This window comes from Halorhabdus tiamatea SARL4B, from assembly GCF_000470655.1.
Taxonomy (GTDB): Archaea; Halobacteriota; Halobacteria; order Halobacteriales; family Haloarculaceae; genus Halorhabdus; species Halorhabdus tiamatea.
On the sequence record NC_021921.1, the window covers coordinates 700,251 to 713,091 of the forward strand.

Annotated in this window: 15 protein-coding genes; 9 read left to right on the forward strand and 6 right to left on the reverse strand. The window is 63.8% G+C overall.

All coding sequences use genetic code 11. The annotated features are described in order from the left end of the window. Nucleotides 1-9: 9 nt before the first annotated feature. Nucleotides 10-468: a hypothetical protein gene (locus HTIA_RS03635; RefSeq protein ID WP_021029621.1), complete on the forward strand. Its 459-nt coding sequence runs from the start codon at nt 10-12 to the stop codon at nt 466-468. A gap of 168 nt (nt 469-636) precedes the next feature. Here the strand turns inward: HTIA_RS03635 and HTIA_RS03640 are convergent, their stop codons facing one another. Then, nucleotides 637-2,703, reverse strand: a complete 2,067-nt coding sequence (locus HTIA_RS03640) for an alpha-glucuronidase family glycosyl hydrolase (RefSeq protein ID WP_008527207.1) — start codon at nt 2,701-2,703, stop codon at nt 637-639. A 134-nt stretch (nt 2,704-2,837) separates the two neighbouring features. Between HTIA_RS03640 and HTIA_RS03645 the strand changes: the two genes are divergently transcribed. Together HTIA_RS03645 and HTIA_RS03650 are read left to right on the forward strand one after the other, a co-directional pair. Further along, the gene (locus HTIA_RS03645; RefSeq protein WP_008527208.1) at nt 2,838-3,287 is read left to right on the forward strand and encodes a Mut7-C RNAse domain-containing protein; all 450 of its coding nucleotides are present in this window, start codon (nt 2,838-2,840) and stop codon (nt 3,285-3,287) included. A gap of 76 nt (nt 3,288-3,363) precedes the next feature. Further along, nucleotides 3,364-3,852: a DUF5797 family protein gene (locus HTIA_RS03650; protein WP_008527209.1), complete on the forward strand. Its 489-nt coding sequence runs from the start codon at nt 3,364-3,366 to the stop codon at nt 3,850-3,852. Nucleotides 3,853-3,873: 21 nt separating this feature from the next. On the opposite strand, the gene HTIA_RS03655 is transcribed toward HTIA_RS03650, so the two are convergent. Then, on the reverse strand, nt 3,874-4,920 hold the full coding sequence (locus HTIA_RS03655) for a DUF5787 family protein (protein WP_020936022.1): 1,047 nt from the start codon (nt 4,918-4,920) through the stop codon (nt 3,874-3,876). A 65-nt stretch (nt 4,921-4,985) separates the two neighbouring features. Then, a complete protein-coding gene (locus HTIA_RS03660; RefSeq protein ID WP_008527212.1) occupies nt 4,986-5,675 on the reverse strand; it encodes a hypothetical protein in 690 nt (229 codons plus the stop codon). A 184-nt stretch (nt 5,676-5,859) separates the two neighbouring features. On the opposite strand from HTIA_RS03660, the gene HTIA_RS03665 reads away from it, so the two are divergent. The 3 genes from HTIA_RS03665 (at nt 5,860) to HTIA_RS03675 (ending at nt 7,049) form a co-directional block, all read left to right on the forward strand. Next, complete coding sequence (locus HTIA_RS03665; protein ID WP_008527213.1) at nt 5,860-6,150, forward strand: hypothetical protein; 291 nt, start codon at nt 5,860-5,862, stop codon at nt 6,148-6,150. A 183-nt stretch (nt 6,151-6,333) separates the two neighbouring features. After that, on the forward strand, nt 6,334-6,573 hold the full coding sequence (locus tag HTIA_RS03670; protein ID WP_008527215.1) for a hypothetical protein: 240 nt from the start codon (nt 6,334-6,336) through the stop codon (nt 6,571-6,573). Nucleotides 6,574-6,719: 146 nt separating this feature from the next. Then, the gene (locus tag HTIA_RS03675; RefSeq protein ID WP_008527218.1) at nt 6,720-7,049 is read left to right on the forward strand and encodes a hypothetical protein; all 330 of its coding nucleotides are present in this window, start codon (nt 6,720-6,722) and stop codon (nt 7,047-7,049) included. An 11-nt stretch (nt 7,050-7,060) separates the two neighbouring features. Here HTIA_RS03675 and HTIA_RS03680 read toward each other — a convergent pair whose 3' ends face one another. Beyond that, nucleotides 7,061-7,483, reverse strand: coding sequence for a bis(5'-nucleosyl)-tetraphosphatase (locus tag HTIA_RS03680; RefSeq protein ID WP_008527220.1), 423 nt, complete (start codon nt 7,481-7,483; stop codon nt 7,061-7,063). A 161-nt stretch (nt 7,484-7,644) separates the two neighbouring features. Between HTIA_RS03680 and HTIA_RS03685 the strand changes: the two genes are divergently transcribed. Then, nucleotides 7,645-7,971 carry an uS10/mL48 family ribosomal protein gene (locus HTIA_RS03685; protein ID WP_008527223.1) on the forward strand — a complete coding sequence of 109 codons (327 nt, stop codon included), beginning with the start codon at nt 7,645-7,647 and terminating at the stop codon, nt 7,969-7,971. A 61-nt stretch (nt 7,972-8,032) separates the two neighbouring features. Continuing rightward, the gene (locus HTIA_RS03690; RefSeq protein WP_008527224.1) at nt 8,033-9,310 is read left to right on the forward strand and encodes an amidohydrolase; all 1,278 of its coding nucleotides are present in this window, start codon (nt 8,033-8,035) and stop codon (nt 9,308-9,310) included. A gap of 44 nt (nt 9,311-9,354) precedes the next feature. Here HTIA_RS03690 and HTIA_RS03695 read toward each other — a convergent pair whose 3' ends face one another. Then, on the reverse strand, nt 9,355-10,722 hold the full coding sequence (locus HTIA_RS03695; RefSeq protein ID WP_008527226.1) for a geranylgeranyl reductase family protein: 1,368 nt from the start codon (nt 10,720-10,722) through the stop codon (nt 9,355-9,357). Nucleotides 10,723-10,850: 128 nt separating this feature from the next. Between HTIA_RS03695 and HTIA_RS03700 the strand changes: the two genes are divergently transcribed. After that, on the forward strand, nt 10,851-11,189 hold the full coding sequence (locus HTIA_RS03700) for a 2Fe-2S iron-sulfur cluster-binding protein (protein ID WP_008527228.1): 339 nt from the start codon (nt 10,851-10,853) through the stop codon (nt 11,187-11,189). A gap of 27 nt (nt 11,190-11,216) precedes the next feature. Here the strand turns inward: HTIA_RS03700 and HTIA_RS03705 are convergent, their stop codons facing one another. Further along, a complete protein-coding gene (locus HTIA_RS03705; protein ID WP_008527229.1) occupies nt 11,217-12,617 on the reverse strand; it encodes an FAD-dependent oxidoreductase in 1,401 nt (466 codons plus the stop codon). Nucleotides 12,618-12,841: the final 224 nt, after the last annotated feature.

Genomic DNA, 12,841 nt, shown 5'->3' on the forward strand with positions numbered 1-12,841 from the left:
TTCACTCCCATGAATCTTCCAACCAGGCGTCGTTTCTTGGCGCTCAGTACTGGTTCTATCGGGGCCCTCTCCGGGTGTTCGTTACCCACTGGCGGCCCTCCTGACGTCACGCTTGGTGGCGTCTCCCTGGTGAACACGACGTCAACAGCGGTCGCGTTCGATGTGATCGTCGAATCCGATGGCGAGATGGTATACTGGGAATCACACAAGATCGAGCCAGCACCGGACAACGGTCAAACGAACACTGAAACCATCGTGCCCGATCTCCCCGAGGAGTCCGAGACCATAGTCGTTCACAGTCGTGTAGACGGCCAACGGAGAACAATCGACCTTGGAAGAGACGACTTCGATGGAGAGTGTGTCCTTCCATCGTTCATCTGGCAGAAATCCGAAGACGTGTTCGGAACGACAGTGAACCTCGTTGCAGATCTTTCCGATCCACCCGAGGCAATCAGCTGTCAGAATTGATTCGGGACAGTACTCACTCGGCTTAGTCGTGATCAAAAGCGCACTGAAGCAGGCGTTTCGCGGCAGTGCGACAGGAAGAGACCCCTCACTCATGATCCATGTACACTAATCGAGCGCACTGTAGGTCAACCGTCGTGCTGTCGGTGAATCACTGACTGGCAGCAGCCCTCAGGGAACCCGACCCTTCTCGCCCTCGATCTCCGCGAAGTCGTAGAAGTACCCCGTGATGACGTCACGCCACTTCTCGGCCTGATGGACCTGCTCGTCGAAGCGCGTCGCGACGTGCTCGAATCGCCGGTCGTCGATCTTGCCTTCGAGGGTCATCCATAGATCACGCAGGCGCTCGGCCTCCTCGACGCCGTCGTAGAAGTTGTCGTAGAGGCGCTGGATGACCGTGGTCCCGTCTTCCAGTTCGTGGTCCCACGGCAGGTGATGGAAGAACAGGAGATGCTTCTCGGGGCAGGTCTCGACGTCCTCGAAGCGCGAGGCGACGGGGTCGCGGAATTGCTGGGCGTAGCCGCTGCCGGTCGCGGTCCGATCGTAGCCGATGCCCTCCTCGGTGGCCCCGTGATAGCCCGGCCACTCCTCGGGGGCGGGGTAGTAGTGATTTTCGAGGTACTCCTGACCGTTGTGCATCATGTGGATCAGGCCGAGGCCACCGGTCTCGTAGTCGATGCAGGCCTCCCAGGAGTCCAGCAGGATCTCCCGGACGGTGTCGAGGACTGCCTCGTCGGCCCCGAACGTCTGGGTGATCCACTCGTCGGTGATCGTCTCCGCGTCGAGGTCGGGATCCCAGATCAGCCGCCCGAACGCGTAGAGGTTCGATTGCATGAGATAGTGGCCCGTCCAGGTGTGATCCTCGCCGATGGAGGTGACGCCGACGACGCCCTCGCCGTCGCCCCGGAAGAAGTCCTGGACGCGGGATCCATCCCGGTCCGCATGGGTGTCGAACTCGAAGATCTCCTTCCACATCGGGAGGTGGGAGGTCGCGTGGACGCCCTGGCCGGTGTACTCGCCGGTGATCTGGAGTTCCAGCCCGAGGTCAGTCTCGGGCATTGCGCCGAACAGCGTCGAGACGGGCTCGCGGGGCTGGAAGTCGATCGGCCCGTTCTTGATCTGGACGGTGACGTTCTCGGCGAAGTCGCCGTCCAGCGGTTCGAAGGTGTCGTAGGCCTGGATAGCACGATCCTCGTGGGAACCGTAGACGAACGCCCGCCACCAGACGCGCCCGCCGTGCGGTTCCAAGGCCTGCGCCAGCGCGTTGGCCCCCTCGACGTGGTCGCGGTCGTAGTTGTACGGCCCGTCCTGGCCCTCGGAATCGGCCTTCACCAGGAAGCCGCCGAAGTCCGGGATGAGGTCGTAGATCTCGTCGGCCTTCTCGCGCCACCACTGCCGGACGTCTTCGTCGAGGGGATCGAAGGTGTCGAGGTCGCCGATGCGTTTGGGTGCACCGAAGTTCACCGAGAGATAGATCTGGATGCCGTAGCGCCGGAACACCGACGCGAGGCTGGTGAGGTCCTCGAGTCGACGCGATTCCAGCAGTCGCCAGCCGTCGAACTGTTGGGAGGCCTCGTTCGTGCTACCTCGCGGATAATACTCGGTGTTGACGTTGTTGAGGACGACGCCGTTGATCCCCAGGGAGGCCAGCAGGCGGGCGTAGTCCTCGTAGCGGTCACGGAGATCGGGCAGGCGGTCGAAGTCGAAGATCGACTCGCCGGCGTAGCCGCGTTCGACCGTCCGGCGGAACGGGTTGTCCCAGTGGTTGATCACCCGGTTGGCGTAGGCCGGTTCCTCGCGAACGTCGATCTCGTCGATCGGTTCGCCCATGTTGAGCAGGCGAAGCAGGTGAAAGGTTCCATAGACCAGCCCCTGGTCGGCCCCGCTCGTGACGACCAGGCAGTCCTGGCCCTCGTACTCGACGGAGCGAATCAGATAGCCGTCGTCGTCGAGGTCGTCGACCGCCCCGTCGGGGATCGATTCTTTGATCACTTCCATGTCGCCGGGCGTCCCGATCGCGAGGAACCCATCGACCGTCTCCGGGCGGTGTTGCCAGAGGTGGACGTCCTCGCCGAGCAGCCCGGGGATCGCCTCCCGGAGCTCGTCCCGGACAGCGCTGCATTCGGGTGATTCCTCGGCGACGTAGGCGTGCTTGATCCGTCGTCGATACGACTCGCGCCGGTCGTCGCTGACGCGGTCGTATCGGAGCCAGCAGTCGTCGTATTGATTGCGCGGCATATGCTCGTGAAGTCAGTTCCCGCCCACAAAACTGTACTGATCAGGGGAGTACGCGGCGATGGGTTCGGACGACTGTACGCGATGGGGCGACAGCCGCGGGTCTTTTTGAGGCCGGTTTCGTAGTCACTGACGACATGGCCGACCGGCTGTTGCTGGACGCGATGCTGGGGAAACTCGCGACGTACCTGCGGATGTGCGGATACGACGCGGCCTACGCTCTCGATCGCGGCGTCGAAGCTGACGATCGGCTCCTGGCGATCGCCGACGGGGAAGATCGCGTCCTGCTGACTCGCGATCGACAGCTCGCAGCGCAGGCGACAGCAAGCCTGTTGCTCGAATCGCGAGACGTCCGCGATCAGTTACGCGAACTCCAGACAGCAGGGTACGACCTGACGCTCGCCAGGGAACCCGTACGCTGCGGGCAGTGCAACGGTCGCCTCAACGCGGTCGATCCCGACGATCCGACACCACCGTCGGTTCCCGACCCGGACGCCGAGTCGGTCTGGAAGTGTCGGGACTGCGGCCAGTACTTCTGGCGGGGCAGCCACTGGGACGACGTGAGGGCGACGCTCGGCGAGTTGTGAGTGGCGACGAAACGGCGTCAGCCCCCGAGGGATCGAATCCAGAAGGCTGTAGTACCACGTAGGCGAACCTCCGACGATGACGCTCTCCGACGAGGCTCTCGAGCGCCTGGCTGACGTGGTCGTCCTGCAGCCGACGAAGAACGCCGAGCTGCAGGACCAGTGGGACCTCGAGAGCGGCAGCGAGGTCCACCAGGTACTCGAATCCGACCTCGGTGAGTACTACTACCGTGACGAGGACAGTCTGATCCGGGCGACGCCGGAGGCCGCCGAACTCGTCGAGCGCGAGGGGCTGGTCGAAGGAGGGACCGACGAGCAGACCGTTCACGTCTCGACGTTGCAGTGCCGTGTGCTTGACGTGATCGCCAGCCCAGATGAAGAGCCCCAGAGTGTCGTTTCGGTGCTGCAGGACGTTCGGGAGACGGGGGAAGACCCCCCTGTCGACGAGGTCCGAAGCGCGCTCGGCAGCCTGACCGACAAGGGCATCCTCGAACGCGTCCGCACGACGGTCCCGACCTACCGACTGGCGGTCGAGCGCGAGGAACTCACGGTCCAGGAGCACGAGTGACGTCCGTTCTGCACCCCTGACTCACTCCAGGCCGGGCCGCTGTCGTCGACGTCGCCGGGCCAGCAGCCGCTTGATCGCCCCACCGGGCCCACCCTCGATCGGCCAGTCGTTCGTGCGCCAGACTGGCGGTTCGGGTTCGAACTCGCCACACGACCCGCGACACTCCGCGGCAGTCTGCTGTCGGTCTTTGGCGACACAGAACGGGAGCGGTCCGGACGCCTCCCAGCGTAACTCGAAGTGCCGACAGTCGGGCCGCATCGAGTCGACGTAGCTGCGCCACCCACGTTCGTAGGCCCGCTCGGCGATCTCGCGGCGTTTACTGGCCTTCCACGCCCGATCGACGTACTCGAAGCGGGCGGCCGAGGCGTCGTGGTCGCCACCCGACGGCCGGTCGAGAATCCGTATACCGGGTGTCGACGGGTCGAGCGTCCGGGGATGCCAGGCCACCTCGGCGTCGCCTGCAAGGTCGACGACCAGAATTCCGGCCTCGACCGGGACGTTCTCGAGTAACGCGGGTTCGATCCGCTCGCCCGTCTCGGCCGTGGCGACCCACACTTCGTCGGCCAGCCCCATCGCGACGTCGCGTTCGATCTGAGGGGCGAGGTGGCGCGCCGCGCTCGCGTCCAGATCGGGCTTGTTCTCGATGGCAACCACGCGCTCGACCCAGTCAGGGTAGACAGCCGTCCGGCGGATCTCGATCTTCCCGCCGTTCTTTCGGACGTCTAAAATGTCGCGGTCGGCCGCCCGGTGGATCGCCTCCCGGACGTACCGCCAGGGATAGCCGGGGTCGGGGAGGGCATCGCGGTAGTAGGTCCACTCGGCGGGCGCATGCGGGATGACGTCGAGTAGATCCGAGTCGAGGGCGCGTTCGCCGAACTCGGCACGCTGACGGAGGCCGTCAGGATCACATTCGAAGACGATCGTGTCCCAGCGGCGGCGTTTCGTGCCGAGTTGCCGGGCGACGAGAATCGGGTTCTCGCGGTCGCCGCCCGGCGGCCAGGCGCGCTCGGCCCACTGACAGACCCGCAGTTCGAAGTCGAACTCGGCGTGATAGTCCTGGCCGCTCACGGATCGAGCGAGGAACGGCGTTGTCGAAGGCGTTTCGATGCCCACTGGACAAGAGAGGTCCCAAGTCACGCAACCTGTCGGCGTTTATAAATGTAGAGTCCGCCGATCAGGTACGGGCCGACCAACAGGACCGTCGTGAACAGCACGGACATGAAGTACGTGATCGGGTTCGGTTGCCAGTCGGTTCTCGCGTTGACGCGTTTGGCATCGTGATACACAGCCAACGCCAGTGGTGGACCCAACCCCAGCAACACGAGTGTCGCCGTGACGTCCAGGCCACCGATCCCGAAGCCGACCAGCGCCAAAAACCCCCCACTGACACAGAACATGACGATCGGGAACCAGAGCCGGGACGATGAATTCGGCGGGAGATACTCGTAGCGCTTCCGGAGGTACGGCAGGACGACGAGCGCCGAAAGGGCAAGTCCGCCGGCGGCATAGAGGATTGGAAACGGATACCAGTCGAGTTCGGCTGCATGGAGTTTGCTGGCGTCGGCGTACAACCCGACCGCGGCGATCATGTGATACAGCACGCCGTACAGCGGCAAGGCGATCAACAGCCAGCCACTGATCGAGGCGATCGGTTCGGGAAACACGGACGTGTTGATCGTGCCGAATCCACTCGCCGCCGTGGAGGTCATCGAAACGTAGCTGAAAATGCCACCGGCGGCGATCGTCAGCACCCACAGCAGGAAAAACCCGTATTCGAGCACCCGACACCACCGATCAGACAGTTCGTCCCCCTCCCCCGTCATACAGATCGAATTTTATTAATGGCTGATAAAAATATCGGATTTTCGGATGGGGGGTCACTCGAATCGAAGAAAGAAAGAAAGAAAGCCGCTGAACCGCGCGTCCCGTCGAGAAATACCAGGAACGGATCCAAAAACGAACCCGCCCCAGCACAACGTATTTGATTGGACGAGTAAAGCTATCAATATGAACGACAAGCAGCGATTGATTGTCGGGTTCAGTGGGATCGCGCTCGGGAACACCCTGCTGGCTCTCGGCTCCTGGCTACGGGCGGACTCAACCATCTTGACCGCCGGTCAACTCGTGGTCGCCCTCAGCATGGCCATAGTGGCAGCCGGGTATCTGTTTGATTTCAGTCAGTACGAGCCGCCCAACGACAACCGAATGTGGGAATTGTTCCCAACAACTGTCGTCCTCCTCGGGACCACCATTACGGCCATGGGTGCTGTCCTCGTCATCCTGGCGCTGATCAACTGATCGGTCGATGTCAGCCCTATGTCACCAACCGCTTGCATTCATCGTCGGGGACCCAAGCGCGATTGACTCAGAGACAGACCAAATCCCGAGGACGAACCCGCGGTCGTCCTCGCCCGGCGGGACGGTTCCGGCGGACAGAGCCAGACCGCCACAGTTTTGTCAACTGACAAGATTTTCTGGAATATGGTCCCTGACGACCGAGATGCCGTCCACCGGGAGTTGCGATCGATCAAACGATGGCTCGTCGTCGTTGCGATCCTGCTGGCCGGCGTGACCCTGGGCACGCTGTCCGATCTCAATGCAGCACCCACGTGGCTGGGCGCACCGCTGCTGGTGACCGTCTTCGGGACGCTGTTGGGCGGCCCGATCTATCTCATCGTGTCGTTGTTCCGGGAGCCACCAGATACTGAAGTGTCCCCCTGATCGGGGGCGGGTTGGGCTGTCCTGATCAGTGCAGTCGCCGCAAAGAAATCGTGAACTGTTCCCCTGCAATCACGAGCAGTCCGACAGCGAGTTGCCGTAAATAGCATATCGTTGTTCATAAAACCGAACCAGTCGAGCGGAGACATATGCCCGCTGATATCGAAGTGCTTGCCCGACACGTCCGTGGAGTCAAGCGCTGGCTCGCCATCATCGCGACAGTCCTGGCTGCCACCGTGCTACAGGTGGATGCAATGTTTTACGAGTTCACTCTGGACCCGACGCCGGCGTTGCTACTGTTGGTGATTATGCTCGTCGGCCTGGGCTATGTCGCGATCTCGCTGCTGCTCGAACCGTTCCGTCGCCTTGAGAGCGAAGTGGACGACGATCCCACCAAGGATGATGCCGATGAGATCGAGAGCCGGCAGCTACCGACGCGACGTCGCTCGCGGACGAGGTCGCCCCGCTTCCGGGGGTGACGCCGGCCGCTTCAGACGTCTTTCTCGTCGATGAAGTCGTGGGCCTCCTCGAAGATCTCCCGGGGGCCATCCTGGGTGATGGTGTTTTTCGCCTGTTCGTAGTCGCGCCACTGGTGGTCGTGGTGCTCCGTGGAGAGTTCGGCACTCGCCTCGAAGGATTTGGCGATGAACAGGTGAACGGTCTTGTGAATGGTGTTGCCGTTCGCCTCGAACACGTAGTCGTACTCCTCACGGAAGCCGTCGATGAGCCGGAAGTCGTCGATTCCGGCCTCCTCTTTCACTTCGCGGATGGCGGTTTGCTGGAGTTCCTCCTCGCCCTCGACGCCGCCTTTGGGAAACTCCCAGTCCCCCGGGCGGCTCTTGAGCAGCAGGTACTCCCGCTGGCCACGCGTATCGCGAAAGAGGATGGCTCCCGCGCTCGTGGCCTCGATCATTACCGACATCTAGTCATGCGGAACTTAAGAGCATATCGGAGCGCGGGACGGAGCGACGTGGCGACGGGTGCCACCACCGAGAGGTGGTTTGGCAGTGGTCGATCGACGTGGACACCAAAAGAACGCCTTTTTCCCCCTCGACCGCGGATCCAGAAGACGAGATGCCGTTCGCCATGACGTTGACGGTCGAAAGTGGGGATCGCTACGTTCTCGAGGACGTGGTGACCGAGATCAAGGAGGCCGCCGAACAGAAAGGTGTCCAATTGAAGGGTCCGCATCCCCAGGCCCCCCAAGAGCTTCGCGTCCCGCAGTCGGCCGACCTCAGTGCGGACGGCGACCGACTCGATCCCTGGCACTACACGGTGTTCACTCGAACGATCGAGATCATCGGCCACGACGAGTTCGCCCGGGATGTCACCGAATGGGACTTCCCCGAGCGTGTCCACATCGGCGTGTCCGTCGAGCAACGCCGCGGTGCCGGTCGCTGAGCCGGCGGTTCCAGAGCCCTCGCGCGAGTGATTTACATACCGCCGACCGTTCTGCGGGCGTATGACCGAACCGCCCGAACATCTCAGGCAACTCCGACGAGAGTTGCATCGCCATCCCGAGCCCGGCTGGCGGGAGTTCTACACGACCGCCCGGATTCTCGAAGCGATCGAACGGATCGGCGTCGACGACATTTTCGTCGGTTCCGACGCCCTCGCGAGTGATGCCAGAATCGGTATTCCGGACGACGAGGAACTCGCTCGGTGGCGCGAACGCGCAAGCGAGGCCGGCGTTGCGAAGGCGACCCTCGAGCAACTCGACGGTGGACACACCGGGGCGATCGCGGTCCTCCGGCGCGGCGAGGGGCCGACCGTCGGTCTCCGGGTGGACATCGACGCACTGCCCCGACGGGAATCCACTGCCCCGGACCACCGGCCCGTCGCCGAAGGGTTCCGTCCCGATCACGACGACGCGATGCACGCCTGCGGACACGACGCCCACGCGACCATCGGCGTCGGCGTCCTCGAAGCGATCGGCGACAGCGACTTCGAGGGGACGCTGAAGGTCATCTTCCAGCCCGCCGAGGAGGTCATCGGCGGCGGGCGCGCCATCGCCGAGAGCGGTCACCTCGACGACGTGGACGCGCTGCTCGCGATCCACATCGGTCTCGATCATCCGACGGGCGAGGTCGTCGCCGGGATCGAGGGGATGTTCGCGGTCGCGAACTTCCGGGCGGAGTTCGCGGGGGCGTCGGCCCACGCCGGCGGCCACCCGGATCACGGCGCCAACGCCGTCCAGGCCATGACAACGGCCGTCCAGAATCTCTACGCGATCCCGCGACACACCGACGGCGCGACGCGAGTCAACGCGGGGAGCGTCGGCGGCGGGTCGGCCTCGAACGTGATCCCGGAGTCGGCGTACATCGAGGGCGAAGTTCGCGGCGGAACGACCGACCTGAGGGAGTACATGCGCGAACGCGCCGAGACGGTCATCCAATCGGCCGCGGAGATGCATGACTGCGAAGTGAGCGTAGAATGGGGGGCACAAGCGCCGAGCGCCGATCCCGACCCGGAACTTCGACGTCTCGTCTACGACGTCGCCGGTGGTGTCGACGGCGTGGACTCCCGACTCGAGCGCGCCCAACTCGGCGGTAGCGAGGACGCCACCTTCCTGATGCGCCGCGTCCAGGAGGCGGGCGGGCAGGCGACGTTCGTCGGAATCGGGACGGACCATCCCGGCGGCCACCATACGGCGACGTTCGACGTCGACGAGACGTCGATCGGGATCGGCGTCGACGTACTGACGGAGGCGATCCTGGCGATCAGCGAGCAGGAGTTCTGAAGCGGGGAAGAACGGTAGCAGTCGAAACGAAACGCCTCCCTCTATCAGTACTTCGCCTCGGCCCCGGTCGTCTCGTAGACGCCTTCGAGGAGTTCGTCTCGACGACGTTGCCAGGTCTCGAAGCCGGCCGGCGATTCCGGATAGGCCTCGTAGTGCTCGAGGAGTTCGTCGGCGTGGCGTTTGGTCCGATAGAGATCCAGAATCGTCCCCCAGTGGCCCCGGCTCTTCAGCGCCGTTTTGAGTTTCAGCGACCAGCTCAGATCGGCCGAGCCGGAGTACAGCGCCTCGGAGAGTTTGGTCATCGGGAGGCTGGCGAGCATGCCCGTCAGGTCGTCGATCTCGTAGGCCGTCGTGAAGATGTTGTAGACGTCCAGGGCGGCGTAGCGCCCGCCGAAGTGCTCCATGACGCGTTCGTTGTATCGCCAGAGTGTTGCTTCCGATGGGTCGCCGTCCTCGACGGCCTCGATCGCCTGCTCGGCGGCGTACTTCCCGGCGTAGGCCGCGCCGGCGATCCCGCCACCCGTGGTCGGATTGACGTGGGCCGCGGCGTCCCCGATCGCCATGAACCCGGGGGCCGTCGCGGAGTCGTAGGGCCGACGGGTCGGGATCGCCGCGCCGAGTTTGTCCTTCACGGTCGCGTTTTTGAACTCCGCGCGGTTCTCGATGTCCCGCCGGAGTGCGTCGACGAGTTGCATCGGTTCCTCGCCCATCTGAAAGCCCAGCCCGACGTTGATCTCCGTCTCCGTCCGCGGGAAGTACCACAGATAGCCCGCCGATCGCTCGGTGGGTTTGAGCACCAGGGCGTCGTGCCACTCGACGGGTTCCTCGACCTCGATGATCTCCCGGTAGCCCGAGGAGAACTGCGAGTAGGTGACGTTGGTGTCGAAGGTCGCCCCGGAGAGATCGGCCTCGTCCTGGAGGATCGACAGCGCACCGGCGGCGTCGATCACGATCGGCGCTTCGTAGGTGATCGGGTCGCCGTCGCTAATCGCCTCGATCCCGGTGACGCGCGCGCCGTCCTGGAGGACGCTGTTGACGACAGTGTCGTAGTGGAAGGTTACGCCCGCGTCTTCTGCCCCTTCGATGAGTAACTTGCCGAATTGCAGGCGGTCGATGACGGCGAGTTCACCCGGGACGGGGATGTCGACGGCAGTGCCCTCACTCGGAAGTTCGAAGTGGCCGTGATCGACGACCGAGTTGGTGATCGACGGTTCGATCTGTGATCGGGGGATCGCCTCGGGGAAGTTGCTCGCGCCTTTGAGTGCGTCGCCGCAGGCGATGTGTCCGGCCTCCGATTCGGATTTGCGCTCGACGATCACCACGTCGAGGCCCTCCTGAGCGATCGTCGCCGCCGCGTAGCAACCGGATACGCCGGCTCCCACGACGACGACGTCGTACTCGGCGGTGGTCATGAACTCCGGTCAACACTGAACGGGGTTAACTCTTTGCGCTTGGGCAGCCGATCTCGCAGAGTCAACAACGGGTAGCGGTGCAAGCGAGCAGATAAAGAGTTTTGTCGGGGACTTGCGTACGCCATTCCATGACTGCATACACCGTCGAGTTCGTCGGCACCGGCGAAACTATCGAAGTCGAAGACACCGAGACAGTCCTGAGCCGCGCGATCGAAGAGGGGATCGCCCAGGAGTACTCCTGCCGCGTGGGGATGTGTCTGGCCTGCTCGGCGAAGATCGTCGAGGGCGACGTCACCCAGCCGGCTGCCCGTGGATTGACCGACGAGGAGAAAGAGAACTACGCGCTGACCTGCATGGCCCGCCCGCAGTCGGATCTCAAACTCGACCGTGGGAAGTATCCCCCAAGCATCGAAAAGGAGGCCGCCGTCGAAGCGGGCGCGGGTGACGAAGCCACCGCGGACGACTGAACGAGCGAGAGAGAGGAACCAGCCGACTTACTCGAGTTTTGCTGCCGTATCACCGATGAGTCCGTCGAGAACTTCGGGCGTCGTGGGATGGTACGCCCGATCGGGGATTTCCCGGACGTCGAGTTCCATCTCGACGGCGAGTTGCATCGTCTTGGCCATCACGTCGGCGTGGTAGTGCAGCCCCTGATATCCCAGGACCGTCCCGTCGGTGCCGACGACCAGCCGGGCAAGTCCGTCGGCGACGTCTTTGGTCTTGAAGACGCCGTCCGAGGAAGCGTCGCGAGTCGCCGTCACGAACTCCAGGCCGGCCGCCTCGGCAGACTCGACCGAGTGGCCGACGCGGGCATAGGGGAGGACGCCGAGTCCGGAGAAGATAACGTGGTGGTGAACGTTCTCGTACTCCTCGAGGGAGTCGCCATCCCGGAGACGGCGGACGTTCTCGGCGGCAGTGAACCCTTCCTCCTTGGCGACGTGGAGGATCGGTTCGCGGCCGTTGACGTCGCCGACGACGAAGACCCGATCGTCGCCCGCGGCTTGCATCGTGTCGGAAACCCAGTCCTCGCCTGGCGAGAGTGACGTGTTCTCGATGCCGAGGCGGTCGAGCGCCGGCTCGCGGCCGGTGAAGGCGAACAGTTCGTCGGCTTCAATGGTGCGTGTGTCGCCACCGACGTCGACGGTCATCCGGACGCCACCGTCGTCGGTCTGCTCGACGGACGTTCCCTCGGCGTCGAGCAGGACGTCGACGTCGAAGTGCTCGCGGTAGTACGCGAGTAGTTCCTCGCCGAAGGGTTCGTCGGCCTCTTCGAGGACCTCGGGGAGTGCCTCGACGACGGTGAGATCCACGTCGGCGGCCTCGGTCAGGTACGGGACGAGTTCAAGCCCGATGTATCCGAGCCCCAGCGCGATCGCCGAGTCGCCGAACTCGGTCCGGTCGAGGACGTCGGCGCTCGTCTGGACGGGCACGTCCTCGATGCCGGGGATCGGCGGGATCGCGACGTTCGAGCCCGTCGCGATGACGACGTAATCGGGTTCGATCCGGCGACCGTCGACTTCGAGGACGCGGTCGTCGACGAACCGGGCGGTGTCGTGGATGAACTCGACGTTTTCCTGCTCGGCGAGTTCGGCGATGGCGTCGCGGCGATGTTGGGCGAACCCCGAGGTGTGGTCGTTCTTGCGCTCGACGACGGCTTCGATATCGACGTCCGGAACCTCACCGACGAGTCGCTCGTCCTTTCGGGCCCCAAATCGGTGCTCGGCAGCCGAGAGTACTTCCTTCGAAGGCATACACCCGCGGAGAATACACAGGCCACCGCCGGGGTCGCCGTCGTCTATCAGTGTGAGTTCGATGTCGGGATCGTCGGCGAGATCACCGGCGACTGCCGCGCCGGCACTCCCGTATGCGCCAACGACTGCGACGTGCGTGCTCATACGAAATAACCGGCTCGGGCGAGTAAAAGCCGTTTGGAAACGGCACGCTGTTGGATCGAGGCGACTGATTCTGCTGGCCGGAGAGAGGGTCGGCCGTCACAATAGTCCGAGCCTGGGCGAATGTTCCCCAGTATCCTGAAGGACAGGCCATATATGCTCGGGTCACGTATAGTCATACGAATATCGGTGTCACGAGATCGTCGCGCGAGACGGCCATATTCCCT

Excerpts from the sequence above, each read along its gene's own strand:
- HTIA_RS03635 (WP_021029621.1), top strand. The coding sequence starts at position 10 with ATGAATCTTCCAACCAGGCGTCGTTTCTTGGCGCTCAGTACTGGTTCT.
- HTIA_RS03640 (WP_008527207.1), bottom strand. The coding sequence starts at position 2,703 with ATGCCGCGCAATCAATACGACGACTGCTGGCTCCGATACGACCGCGTC.
- HTIA_RS03645 (WP_008527208.1), top strand. The coding sequence starts at position 2,838 with ATGGCCGACCGGCTGTTGCTGGACGCGATGCTGGGGAAACTCGCGACG.
- HTIA_RS03650 (WP_008527209.1), top strand. The coding sequence starts at position 3,364 with ATGACGCTCTCCGACGAGGCTCTCGAGCGCCTGGCTGACGTGGTCGTC.
- HTIA_RS03660 (WP_008527212.1), bottom strand. The coding sequence starts at position 5,675 with ATGACGGGGGAGGGGGACGAACTGTCTGATCGGTGGTGTCGGGTGCTC.
- HTIA_RS03665 (WP_008527213.1), top strand. The coding sequence starts at position 5,860 with ATGAACGACAAGCAGCGATTGATTGTCGGGTTCAGTGGGATCGCGCTC.
- HTIA_RS03670 (WP_008527215.1), top strand. The coding sequence starts at position 6,334 with ATGGTCCCTGACGACCGAGATGCCGTCCACCGGGAGTTGCGATCGATC.
- HTIA_RS03675 (WP_008527218.1), top strand. The coding sequence starts at position 6,720 with ATGCCCGCTGATATCGAAGTGCTTGCCCGACACGTCCGTGGAGTCAAG.
- HTIA_RS03680 (WP_008527220.1), bottom strand. The coding sequence starts at position 7,483 with ATGATCGAGGCCACGAGCGCGGGAGCCATCCTCTTTCGCGATACGCGT.
- HTIA_RS03685 (WP_008527223.1), top strand. The coding sequence starts at position 7,645 with ATGCCGTTCGCCATGACGTTGACGGTCGAAAGTGGGGATCGCTACGTT.
- HTIA_RS03690 (WP_008527224.1), top strand. The coding sequence starts at position 8,033 with ATGACCGAACCGCCCGAACATCTCAGGCAACTCCGACGAGAGTTGCAT.
- HTIA_RS03695 (WP_008527226.1), bottom strand. The coding sequence starts at position 10,722 with ATGACCACCGCCGAGTACGACGTCGTCGTCGTGGGAGCCGGCGTATCC.
- HTIA_RS03700 (WP_008527228.1), top strand. The coding sequence starts at position 10,851 with ATGACTGCATACACCGTCGAGTTCGTCGGCACCGGCGAAACTATCGAA.
- HTIA_RS03705 (WP_008527229.1), bottom strand. The coding sequence starts at position 12,617 with ATGAGCACGCACGTCGCAGTCGTTGGCGCATACGGGAGTGCCGGCGCG.